Origin of the sequence: Agromyces aurantiacus (assembly GCF_016907355.1) — a bacterium.
Taxonomy (GTDB): domain Bacteria; phylum Actinomycetota; class Actinomycetes; order Actinomycetales; family Microbacteriaceae; genus Agromyces; species Agromyces aurantiacus.
Map to the genome: position 1 here is coordinate 117,585 of NZ_JAFBBW010000001.1, position 11,912 is coordinate 129,496.

Consider the following 11,912-nt stretch of genomic DNA (forward strand, 5'->3'; position numbering starts at 1 on the left):
AACCTCCTTCCATCCGACTGGAGCACATCCATGCACATCGCACGTTCACGCCTCGCGGCGCTGGTGATCGGGGCCGCGGTCGCGGCCACCGCCGCCATCGCGGGGCCCGCTGCCGCCCATGACGGGCACGACCACGGTGACGAGGTCTCCGCCACGACCTGGGCCAACTACGAGCGCGTGACGCTCGCGGCGTCGGCCGGCGTCGGCGAGCCGATCGACCTCGCCGTCCTGCCCGACTCGCGCGTCCTGCACACCACGCGCGGCGGCCAGCTGCGCCTGACCGACCCCGCGCAGGGCACGACGACCGTGGTCAACACCATCGACGTCTACGCCAACTCCGAGGACGGCCTGCAGACCGTCACGCTCGACCCCGACTTCGAGGAGAACGGCTGGGTCTACCTCTACTACGCACCCCGGGTGATGGAGGCTCCGTATCCGGCCACGACGCCCACCGGCTCGGCGCCGAACACGCTCCCCGCCGGCGCGGACGCGTCGTACTGGGACCAGTGGAAGGGCTACAACCAGCTCAGCCGCTTCAAGTGGGATGCCGAGGCGAGCGCGCTCGACCTGTCGACGCAGCAGGACATCATCAAGGTCGAGGTGCAGCGCGGCCAGTGCTGCCACGTCGCGGGCGACGTCGCCTTCGACGACGACGGCAACCTGCTGCTCGCCACCGGTGACAACACCCCGGCCGGCACGCCCGGCGCCAACGGCTATGCGCCCAACAACGACCGCCCCGGGTACAACCCCGGCTTCGACGCGCGACGCGGCGCCGGCAACACGAACGACCTGCGCGGAAAGATCCTGCGGATCGACGTGCAGGAGGACGGCAGCTACACCATCCCGGAGGGCAACCTCTTCGAGCCGGGCACCGCGAAGACGCGGCCCGAGATCTTCGTGATGGGCGTGCGCAACCCGTTCCGCATCGACTTCGACCCGGTGACGGGTGCGGTCACCTGGGGCGACTACGGCCCCGACGCGGGCACTGCGAGCGACCTGCGCGGCCCGATGGGCTACGTGGAGTGGCAGTCGACGACCACGCCGCTGAACGGTGGCTGGCCCTACTGCCACGGCCCGAACGCGAACTACAACGACTGGGACTTCGAGACGGCGACCCAGGGCCCGTGGTTCGACTGCGACGGCACCCTCCTGAACACGAGCGCCTACAACACCGGCCTCGACCAGCTGCCCACGGCCACCGCGCCGCAGCTCTGGTACGGCGACCGCCCCGAGCACCAGCCGTGGCCGGAGTTCGGCTCGGGCGGCCAGGCCCCCATGGGCGGGCCCACCTACCGCTTCGACGAGGAGAACGAATCGCTGACGAAGTTCCCGTCGTACTGGGACGGCAAGACGTTCATGGGCGAGTTCTCGCGCGACCGCGCGTTCGTCTTCTCCCAGGACGACCCCGACGGCGAGGTCACGAAGATCGAGGACTTCCTCCCGAACAGCGCCCTCGGCGGTGCGACCCTGGGCGCGTGGGACAACGTCATGGACCTCGAGTTCGGCCCCGACGGCGCGCTTTACGTCCTGAACTACGGCGACGGCTTCTTCCGCCCGAACCCCGACGCGGGCCTGTACCGCATCGACTACGTCGAGGGCACGAAGGGCCCGCGTGCGGTGGTCGAGGCCTCCGTCACGTCGGGCGACGGACCGCTCGCCGTCGAGTTCGACGCCTCCGGCTCGTCGCACCCCGACGACCTCGCGCTGAGCTTCGCATGGGACTTCGAGAACACGGGCACCTTCACCGAGGGTGAGGCGACCGCGTCGTACACGTACGAGGAGGACGGCCAGTACCAGGCCCGCGTCCGCGTCACCGACGCCGGCGGCCGGGTGAGCCTGGCCTCGGTCACGATCACGGTCGGCAACACCGCGCCCGTCGTCGAGATCGTCTCGCCGGTCGACGGCTCGTTCGTCGACTGGGGCGACGAGGTCGCCTTCGAGGTGAAGGTCACCGACCCCGACGAGACCATCGACTGCAGCCGCGTGCTGTGGAGCTACGGCCTCGGCCACGACAACACCCACACCCACCCGCTGTTCACGGGCTCGGGCTGCACCGCCACGATCGAGACCTCGCTCGAGGCGGGCCACGGCGAGACCGAGAACATCTACGGCCAGATCGGCGCGTCGTACACCGACGCGGGCACCGACACGGCCCCGGCCCTCACCGGTGACGACGTCGTGCTGCTCAACCCGCGCGCCCTGCAGGCCGAGCACAGCGACGCCCGCAGCGGCGACGTGACGGTCGTCGACGACGAGACGGCGGCGGGCTTCCGTCACCTGGCCGGCCTCGACGCGGGCGAGTGGATCGCCTACGACCCGGTCGAGCTGGGCGGCATCACCGGCGTCGAGCTCCTCGCCAAGGGCGCCGGCACCGTGACGCTGCACTGGGCCGACGCCGACGGCGACCAGGTGGCCGAGTTCGCGGTGGACTCCGCGAGCGACTGGCAGGCGGTCTCGGTGCCGCTGACGGTGATCCCCGAGGGCACCGGACGGATCGTGGTCACTTCGACCGGCGGCGTGCTGCTCGACCAGTTCGAGTTCACGACCTCGACGAGCGACGTGCGCGCGCTGCTGAACGCCCTCGCGGCGGACAAGCGGATCACGAAGGGCGCCGCGGCCTCCTTCGGCGACACGCTCGACGAGATCGAGGCCGCCCTCGAGGCCGGCGACACCGCCACCGCCACCGCCGGGCTCGAGTTCATCGTCACGCAGGTCCCGAACCGGATCCGCACCGACGCGGACGCTGCGGCGCTGGTGATCCGCGCGGTCGAGGCGGTGATCGCGAACCTGTAGCAGAACCCGCGGCTCCGGTTCCGGAGCCGTGACCAGCCGGTGCGGTCGGTTCACGACCTTGGCGGGATCCGCCGGCCGCACCAAGAACGAGTCGGGCCGTGCTCTCGGGAGCACGGCCCGACTCCGTTCGCGCGATGCCCCCCCCCCCGATCGGAGGGGTTCCTCCGCGCGGCGTGCGCCCGCGCCATCCCGCCGCCGCTAGCGTTCGAGCATGGTGCGCTTCCTCGTGAACATCGCGGTCTCCCTGGTCATGGCCGCGGTCGGCCTGCTGCTGTGCGCATGGCTGCTGCCCGCGTTCCACCTCGACACGAGCGGCTTCCTCATCGCGGTGCTCGTCTTCACGGTCGCGCAGGCGGTGCTCTCGCCGTTCGTCTTCAACGTTGCGCGGCAGTACGCCTCCGCGATCCTCGGCGGCATCGGGCTCGTCTCGACGTTCGTCGCGCTGCTCATCGCCTCGTTCTTCCCCGGCGGCATCCGCATCGACGACATCCTCACCTGGGTGCTCGCGACGCTGCTCATGTGGATCGTGACGGCGCTCGGCACGTGGCTGATCCCGCTGCTGATCTTCCGCAAGCGCCGCGAGAGCCGCACCGCCTGACAGCCTGCCCCGGCCGATCGGATGCGTCGGGGCCACTCGCCGACGACCTACCCGGTTGACGGCGGCCCGCGCACGCCTTATGGTAAGCAAATCATTAATTAAGGAGTTGCTTACGTGAAGGCCGCGGACGACGAGTTGAGCCGGGTGTTCCACGCCCTGGCCGACCCGACGCGCCGCGCGATCCTCTCGCGCCTGAACGCCGGACCGGCCACCGTCGGCGCGCTCGCCGCGCCCTTCGCCATGAGCCGCCCCGCGATCTCGCAGCACCTCAACGTGCTCGAGCGTGCGGGACTCATCGAACGCACCGCGACGGCGCAGTGGCGCACGTGCTCGCTGCGGACCGAGCCGCTCGACGAGGCATCCGCCTGGGTCGAGCGCCACCGCGGCGAGTGGAACGAGCGATTCGACCTGCTCGACGAGCAGCTCCGCCGGATGAAGGGGGAGATCCCATGACCGAGCGAGCGGATGACGCGCAGTTCACGATCACGCGCATCTTCGACGCGCCGCGCGAGCTGGTCTGGCGCGCATGGACCGCATCGGCGGACGCCGCCGAGTGGTGGCACCCGCGCGGCATCGAGATCAAGGGCGGCACCGTCGACGTCGATGTCCGACCCGGAGGGCGCTACGCCTACACCATGGTGAACCCCGCCGACGGCGCCGAATACCCGACCACCGGCGTCTACCGCGAAGTGGATCCACCGAAGCGGCTCGTGTTCACCTGGGCGTCGCCCGGCGAGCCGGATGACACGGCGCCCCTGATCACGGTCGAACTGCGCGAGCTCGACGGCGACCGCACCGAGATGTTGTTCCACCTGCGCGGCGTCGCCGGCCGGCCCGGCGACGAGGACGTCTACGACGGATGGGACTCCGCGTTCGACCTGCTCGTGGAGCAGCTCACGGCTCGGGCGCGCTGATGGGCCGGCTCATCGTCGAGCAGATCGTCTCGGCCGACGGCTACGCGGCCGACGCGGACGGCGGCATCGGGTTCTTCGCGACGGCGCCGGTCGGTGCTGTCGAAGCCGGGGGTCCCGGCCCCGTCGATCGCGAGCAGCTGGCGTGGCTCGCGGGCGTCGACGCCATCCTGCTCGGGAAGAACACCTACCGCATGTTCGCCGACTACTGGCCCAGCGCCGATCCCGCGGTGGAGCCCGTGGCCGAGCCCATCGCGCGACTGCCGAAGCACGTCGTGTCGAACACGCTCGAGCGGGCACCGTGGGGCGACGACGAGGCCGACGTGCTGCGAGGAGATGCGGCGGCATCCGTCGCTCGACTGACCGATCGCTTCGACGCGACCGTCCTGTGGGGCAGCCTCACGCTCGCGGATGCGCTGTTCGAGGCCGGGCTGGTCGACGAACTGCGGCTGCGCGTCGTTCCCGTGCTGATCGGCACCGGCCGCTCGTTCACGCCGACCGCCCTCGGACCGCGCCCGCTCGCCCTCGACCACACGGTGGCGCACCCGTCGGGGCACGTGAGCCTGCACTACCGCCTCCGTTGACCCGGCGCCGACGCCGACGCCGACGCAGACGCGATCGAAGCGACCGGCCGGTTCGCGACCCCGCGTCCCGGACGATCAGTCCGCGGGCTGCTCCACCACCGCGACCGGTCGCCGGTCGGCGGGATCGCCTGCCGGCGTCGTGCACGCGACCAGGGCGAACACCGCCCCCACGCAGAGGGCGAACCCGGCCAGGTAGGGAATGAGCGAGGTCGACGAATCGTGCACCCGTTCACGCTTCCCGAATCGCGCGCCCCGGTCAACCCGTTGCGCGAGCCTTCACGAACCGTTCACACGCGGCCCGCAGCCGAGCGTCTGGGAGAATCGTCCGGTGACCCACGAGTTCCAGCCCCTCCACGACGCCGCCATCCGCGGCTTCGCCTCAGACAACTACTCCGGCGTGCACCCCGAGGTGCTCGCCGCGATCGCGGCGGCCAACGGCGGCCACCAGGTCGCGTACGGCGACGACGCCTACACCGAGCACCTGCACGAGGTCTTCGCCCGGCACTTCGGCGACCCCGTCGAGGTGTACCCGGTGTTCAACGGCACTGGCGCGAACGTCACGGCGCTGCAGTCGATGCTGCCGCGCTGGGGCGCCGTGATCGCGGCGTCGACGGCCCACATCAACGTCGACGAGGGCGGCGCCCCCGAGCGCGTCGGCGGCATCAAGCTGCTGACCGTCCCCGCCGATGACGGCAAGCTCACCCCCGAGCTCGTCGACCGCGAGGCGTGGGGCTGGGGCGACGAGCACCGGGCCCAGCCGCTGGTCGTGTCGATCACGCAGACCACCGAGCTCGGCACCGCCTACTCGGTCGAGGAGATCCGCGCGCTCGCCGACCACGCGCACGAGCGCGGGATGCGGCTGCACATGGACGGCGCGCGCATCTCGAACGCCGCGGCGTCCCTCGGGCTGCCCCTGCACGCGTTCACGCGCGACGCCGGGGTCGACGTGCTGAGCTTCGGGGGCACCAAGAACGGCGCGCTGCTCGGCGAGGCGATCGTGGTGCTCGACCCCGAGGCATCCGCGGGCCTGAAGTACCTGCGCAAGCTCAACATGCAGCTCTCCTCGAAGATGCGGTTCGTGTCGGCGCAGCTCATCGCCCTGCTCGACGGCGATCTCTACCTGCGCAACGCCTCGCACTCGAACGCGATGGCGCGCCGCCTGCGCGACGCCCTCGACGCCGGCATCGCCGCGGGCGAGCTGCCCGGCCTCTCGTTCACGCAGGCGACGCAGTCGAACGGCGTCTTCGCGGTGCTGCCCGCGGGCGTCGCCGACCGCCTGCGCGACCGCGGCTTCAAGTTCTACGACTGGGATGCCGCGCGGGGCGAGGTGCGCTGGATGTGCTCGTTCGACACGACCGAGGCCGACATCGACGCGTTCGTCGCCGGAATCCGCGAGGAGCTCGCGCGCGCGGCGGCGTGACCGCGGTCGCGGCGAATGCCGCGGGGACCACCGGCATCGGCGGCTCCCGCGGCATCCCGTCGTCGATCTGACGCCGCCTACCCGGAGACGAACGCCTCCAGCTCTGCGAGGACGCCGCCGTCGACCGCGTCAGTGGTGCCGAGCACGACGATCCGCTTCGGGGCCAGCCGGTCGAGCTCAGCGCGGACCTCCGCGGGAATCGACGATTCCCTCACCGACAGGACCGGGGCGTGCGACCTGCCCGCCAGGGCCGCGCCGGCGATCGCCGACGCGTCATCGGCCGCGTTCACCACGAACGCGACGCCCACACCGGGCGACCACCCCGTCGCCGAGATCGCGGCGGAGGTCCCGAACCGGCGATCGCCTGCCACCCTCGTCACGGGGCCGTCCGTGTAGTCGCCGAGCTGCGACATGATCGCCTCGCCGACCTGGTCCGTGGCACCGAGCACGACGATCCGTTCGGGGTCCAGTCGTCGCAGCTCGGCGACGATCTCCGCCGGGATCGACGAGTCCTCCACCGCGAGCAGCGGCCCGCCCGCCGATGCCGCGAGTGCGGCGCCCGGGAAGGCGGATGCCTCGTCGGACTCGTTCACCACGAACGCGACCTCGGCGCCCGACGGCCAGCCCGAGGCCGAGACGGCGGCGGACATCCCGAACACGCCCTCGCCCGCGACCCGGGTCACCGAGCCTGCGGTGTACTCGTCGAGCTGCTCGATCACCTCGTCGCCGACCGTGCGCGCCTCCCCCAGCACGACGATCCGCGCGGGGTCCAGTCGGTCGAGTTCCGCACGGACGTCCGCGGGGATCGACGACGCCTTGACCGGAAGCACGGGTCCATCCGACGCGCCGGCCAGCGCAGCGCCGGCGATGGCGGACGCCTCATCGGAGCCGTTCACCACGAACGCCACGTCGACGCCCGGCGCCCATCCCGCGGCCGACACCGCCACCGATCGTCCGGCGCGGCCCTCGCCGCTGACGCGCGTCACCGGGTCGACGGGCGGGGCCGGCTCGGTGACCAGCACCGGATCGCTCGACCTCGTCGTGGGGACGTACCCATCCTTCACGCCCGTGACCTCCACCGCGATCGCGGTGCCCGCGTCGGCCCAGGTGAGCGCGAGGGTCGGCTGGGTGGCTCCGTCGATGGGGCTCCCGTCGCGCATCCACTGGAAGGACAGGGCGTCGGGCGTGGGCGCCCACTCACCGGTCACGGCGGCGAGCGCCGACCCGACGACGGGGTCGCCCGAGATCGCCGGTGCCGGCGCGGACGGGAACTCGAGGAGCGGACCGCAGGAGCCGGGATCGCCGAACGCGTGCGTCCATCGGGTCTCGCCGGTCGTGCCCCAGCCGTCCTCGAAGTACGCCGTGACGGTATAGGTGCGGTCGTCGAACGGGAACCACGGCTCGCCGTTGAACGAGTCGCCGAAGCTGCCGTAACCGGCACCAGCCGGGCTCCACTCCCACCAGCCGTGCTCGAAGTCCTGCAGGAGCAGGTGAGCGGAAGCGTCGCACGTCGCGTCCGTGAACACCGGCGCCGGGACCGTGACGGTCTCGAACACGGCGTCCGTCTCGACCACGAAGTCGAGCGCCGCGAAGCCGGGTGCGTACGGCACCGGGTCGTCGATGCCGGCCGGCGACTTCGAGGCGATCGACCCATCGCGCGAGAGGACGATCGAGCGGTCGCCGGAGAACGAGTAGCGCACCTCCGTCAGTTCGGCGTCTCCCGGCGCCCACTGCGCACCCTCGAGCATCACCGACGCGATCCCCGACGTGGCCGGCTCGCCGCTCCACATGAGGGCCGACCGGCGGCCGAGGCCGTCGACGTAGCCGAAGGCGACCCAGTGGACGGGCGCGTCGAACTCCCATGCGATCTGCGGCTGCTCGCCGTCGCGGAGGACGTCGCCCGAGATCCTCGTGACCGAGGAGAGCGACGGCACCGCGGTGAGGTCGATGTCGGACTCCACCGTGAACGACAGGCCCGGCAGGTCGGCCATGGGCAGCACCGCGTCCTGGAGACCCGACGGGGAGCGGGACTCGACGGCACCGGTCGCGTCGAGCGAGATCGAGCTGTTCCCCCAGCGGTATTCGATGCCGTCGAAGACGGCCTCGCCGCCCGCCCAGCGGGTGGTGTCGATCGCGCCGCGCGCGATCCCCTCGGTCGCGGGCGTCCCGTCGCCCTCCCACATCGACCACCAGATCCGGTGCTGCACCCCGATCGGATCACGGAACCGCAGGGCGACCTGCTCCACCGGCCGATCCGACGACCAGGCGACCTGGAGTTCATCGCCGTTCGCCAGCACGTCGGCCGAGATGCGCGACAGGCTCGTCACTGCGGGAGGGATCGAGAGGTCGACATCGGACTCCACCTGGAAGGGGGCGAACGAGATGGCATCGGCCGCGGGTGGGATCTCGACGTCTGCGCCGGACGTCCAGATCACCTCGCCGTTCGCATCGAGCCCCGCCCACGAGCCTCCGCCGCCCCACGAGTACTCGATGCCCTCCAGGACGACCTCGCCGCGCGGCCACTCGGCCGTGTCGACGATGGCACGCATATCGCCCGCGTCGGCCGGACCGAACATCCACCCGTCCAGGACGTGCTGTCCGCCGAGCACGTCCCGGAGGAGCACGCGCACCGAATCGACCGGCGAGTCGAACGCCCACTCGAGCACGATCTCATCGCCGCCGCGCACGAGATCGGGCGAGGTCCGGGTGAGGGAGGTCAGCAGCGGGACGGCCGCGGGGTCGAACGCCGAGTCGACGGTGAATCGCAGGTGTTCGAGTCCACTCCCGGGCAGCGTCGCATCCGCCAGGCCGGCGGGCTGCTTGAACACGACGGCGCCCGTCGCGTCCAGGGACATCGAGCCGCCGCCCCAGCCGTAGTCGAGGCCGTCGAAGACGACCTCTCCTCCGGCCCAGAGCGGCGTCTCGATCTGCGCGGTCGCGGTGCCCGCCGTCGCCGGGCCGGCCCCGTCGAGCCAGGAGGACCACTCGATACGGTGGCTGCGACCGAGCGAGTCGCGAAGACGGAAGGCGACGGAGTCCACGGCCCGGTCGGTCTCCCAGGAGATCGCGAGCAGGTCGCCGTCGATGGCGACCTCGCCGGTCGTGCGGGCCGCGGCGAGCAGCGCGGGCGGGATGGAGAGGTCGACGTCGGACTGCACCTCGAACGGGGCCACGTCGATGGCCTGCCCGGCAGGCGGCACGTCCGCGAGCCCTTCGCTGATCCACAGGACGTCGCCCTGGGCGTCGAGCTCGACCGAGTGGTACGTCTCCCCGGACATCCACGAGTAGCGCACGCTCTCGAAGGCGACCGAGCCGCCGGGCCAGGCCGCGGTGTCGATGGTGCCGCGGGCCTCGCCGGACGTGGCCCCGCCCCATCCGCCGGACAGGTACTGCCGGCCGCCGAGGCCGTCCTGGAGCGTGACCGTCACGGAGTCGACCGGCGCGTCGAACGCCCACGCGATGACGACGTCCTCGCCGTGCGCGACGACGTCGCCGGACGTCCGGCTGAGCGAGACCAGGTTGGGGGCGATCTCGGCTGCCGTCGCGACGGAGGGCTGCCAGATCGAGAGGAGTGTCATGAGGGCGAGGAGGAGGGCGACGAGCGACCGCGGTCGCCGCCCGATGGGCTTCGGGTCCAAGGAGCGGGGTTTCCTGTCTGTGTAGGGTGCTCGAAGCATAGGGGTGGACGTGGGCCCGCGGACGGGCTTCCACACCCCCCGTTCGCGGGATTGCGCCGGGCGCTTTCCGCGGCGTCGTCCCGCCGATCGTTCGGAATACCGCAAGGTTTCATGCGTTGTAATGGAGTGGGCCGATGGCGTCCCTGATCAGAACCCGATCGAAAGGCACGCCATGACCCCCCTCGACCTCACCACGCGCCGCGCCGACACCGACGCCCCGCTCATCACGCCGCTCGTCGAGCGCTGGAGCCCCCGCGCCTACGACCCGGCCGCCGAGCTCTCCGACGACGACGTCCGCACGCTCCTCGAGGCGGCGCGCTGGGCGCCGTCGGCCAACAACCTGCAGCCCTGGCGCTTCATCGTCGCCCGCCGCGGGACCGAGGCGTTCACGACCGTCCACGACGCGCTCCTGGGCTTCAACCAGGCGTGGGCCGACTCGGCCGCGGCGCTCATCGTCAACATCGCCGAGGTCGCCGACGAGTCGGGCGCGCCGCGTCCCTGGGCGAAGTACGACCTCGGCCAGGCCGTCGCGCACCTGACCGTGCAGGCCCAGCACGACGACCTGCACACGCACCAGATGGGCGGGTTCGACGGCGCCCGGCTCGCCGAGGCGTTCGGCCTGCGCGAGGGCCTCGAGATCGTCTCCATCACCGCCGTCGGCAAGGTCGGCGATGCCGACGCGCTGCCCGAGCCGCTGCGCGAGCGCGAGGTCGCCCCTCGCCGCCGCAAGCCGCTCGACGAGCTCGTCATCTCCGCGGCCTGAGCCGCGATCCCGCCCCCACCGCGGCCCGCGGCGTCCATCGGATGCCGCGGGCTTCGTCGTCTCCCGCGCCTGGCCGCCTACGGGCGGAGCAGCACCTTGGTGGCGCGGCGCTCGTCCATCGCGGCGTACGCCTCGGCGGCATCGGAGAGCGGCAGCTCGAGGTCGAAGACCAGACCCGGGCGGATGGCGCCGGAGCGCACGTCGGGCAGCAGCTCCTCGATGTAGCCGCGCACCGGTGCCACGCCGCCGTTCACGCCGACGTTGCGGTTGAACATCTGGCGCACGGGCAGCTCGGGGCCGCCGTTCGGGACGCCGACGTAGCCGACCATCCCGCCCGGCCGCGCCGACCGAAGCGCCTGGTCCATCGACTCCTTCGTGCCGACGCACTCGAGCACGCGGTCGGCGCCGATGCCGCCCGTGAGCTCCTGCACCTTCGCGACGCCGTCGTCACCGCGCTCCTCGACCACGTGCGTCGCACCGAACTCGCGCGCGAGGGCCTGGCGGTCGGCGTGCCGCGACATCGCGATGATGGTGGTCGCGCCGAGCCGCTTGGCGGCGATGATCGCGCAGAGGCCGACCGCGCCATCCCCCACCACGGCGACCGAGTCACCCGGCTGCACGCCCGCCGAGACCGCGGCGTGGTGCCCGGTGCCCATCACGTCGCTGAGCGTGAGCAGCCCGGGGATCTCGTCATCGCCGACCGGGCCGGGCACGACCGCGAGCGTGCCGTCGGCGAGCGGCACGCGCACGCGCTCGCCCTGGCCGCCGTCGGCGAAGCCGCCCTCTCGGTCCTGGCCGCCCCACCAGCTGCCCTGCAGGCACGACGTGCTCACGCCGTTGCGGCAGTTCACGCACGTGCCGTCGCACACGTAGAACGGCGCGATGACGAAGTCGCCCTCCTTCACCGTCGTGACGTCGGCGCCGACCGACTCGACGATGCCGACGAACTCGTGGCCGATGCGATGCGGTTCGTTCGTGGGCGTGATTCCGCGGTACGGCCACAGGTCGGAGCCGCACACGCAGGCGGCGACGACGCGCACGAGCGCATCGGTCCCGCTCGCCGAGAGTTCGGGCTCGGGCACCTCCTCGACGCGGATGTCACGGGCAGCATGGATCACGGTCGCGAGCATGCCTGCGAGCCTACGCCTCCGTGCACGTCGGTGGCC

General features: G+C 72.0%; 10 protein-coding genes. 7 read left to right on the forward strand and 3 right to left on the reverse strand.

The window, feature by feature from the left end; translation table 11 throughout:
• Positions 1–30 precede the first annotated feature (30 nt).
• The 5 genes from JOD46_RS00545 to JOD46_RS00565 all read left to right on the forward strand — a co-directional run bounded on the left by JOD46_RS00545 (position 31) and on the right by JOD46_RS00565 (position 4,886).
• Entirely contained in the window at positions 31–2,793 is a 2,763-nt protein-coding gene (locus JOD46_RS00545) for a PQQ-dependent sugar dehydrogenase (RefSeq protein WP_204390821.1), read from the forward strand.
• 211 nt (positions 2,794–3,004) lie between these two features.
• Entirely contained in the window at positions 3,005–3,391 is a 387-nt protein-coding gene (locus JOD46_RS00550) for a phage holin family protein (RefSeq protein WP_204390823.1), read from the forward strand.
• A 114-nt stretch (positions 3,392–3,505) separates the two neighbouring features.
• Positions 3,506–3,844, forward strand: a complete 339-nt coding sequence (locus tag JOD46_RS00555) for an ArsR/SmtB family transcription factor (RefSeq protein ID WP_204390824.1) — start codon at positions 3,506–3,508, stop codon at positions 3,842–3,844.
• The gene (locus tag JOD46_RS00560) at positions 3,841–4,305 is read left to right on the forward strand and encodes an SRPBCC family protein (RefSeq protein WP_204390825.1); all 465 of its coding nucleotides are present in this window, start codon (positions 3,841–3,843) and stop codon (positions 4,303–4,305) included. Before JOD46_RS00555 ends, JOD46_RS00560 begins: the two co-directional genes overlap by 4 nt.
• Complete coding sequence (locus JOD46_RS00565; protein WP_204390826.1) at positions 4,305–4,886, forward strand: dihydrofolate reductase family protein; 582 nt, start codon at positions 4,305–4,307, stop codon at positions 4,884–4,886. The genes JOD46_RS00560 and JOD46_RS00565 overlap by 1 nt, the downstream gene beginning before the upstream one ends.
• A 75-nt stretch (positions 4,887–4,961) precedes the next feature.
• Here JOD46_RS00565 and JOD46_RS00570 read toward each other — a convergent pair whose 3' ends face one another.
• Positions 4,962–5,111, reverse strand: a complete 150-nt coding sequence (locus JOD46_RS00570) for a hypothetical protein (protein WP_204396867.1) — start codon at positions 5,109–5,111, stop codon at positions 4,962–4,964.
• 103 nt (positions 5,112–5,214) lie between these two features.
• On the opposite strand from JOD46_RS00570, the gene JOD46_RS00575 reads away from it, so the two are divergent.
• A complete protein-coding gene (locus JOD46_RS00575; protein WP_307834853.1) occupies positions 5,215–6,306 on the forward strand; it encodes a threonine aldolase family protein in 1,092 nt (363 codons plus the stop codon).
• Positions 6,307–6,383: 77 nt separating this feature from the next.
• On the opposite strand, the gene JOD46_RS00580 is transcribed toward JOD46_RS00575, so the two are convergent.
• Positions 6,384–9,884: a cell wall-binding repeat-containing protein gene (locus JOD46_RS00580; protein WP_204390828.1), complete on the reverse strand. Its 3,501-nt coding sequence runs from the start codon at positions 9,882–9,884 to the stop codon at positions 6,384–6,386.
• Positions 9,885–10,155: 271 nt separating this feature from the next.
• Here JOD46_RS00580 and JOD46_RS00585 point away from each other — a divergent pair, with 271 nt between their 5' ends.
• Positions 10,156–10,746, forward strand: coding sequence for a nitroreductase family protein (locus JOD46_RS00585; protein WP_204390830.1), 591 nt, complete (start codon positions 10,156–10,158; stop codon positions 10,744–10,746).
• Positions 10,747–10,823: 77 nt separating this feature from the next.
• Here JOD46_RS00585 and JOD46_RS00590 read toward each other — a convergent pair whose 3' ends face one another.
• Entirely contained in the window at positions 10,824–11,876 is a 1,053-nt protein-coding gene (locus JOD46_RS00590) for a zinc-dependent alcohol dehydrogenase family protein (RefSeq protein ID WP_204390832.1), read from the reverse strand.
• Positions 11,877–11,912 lie beyond the last annotated feature (36 nt).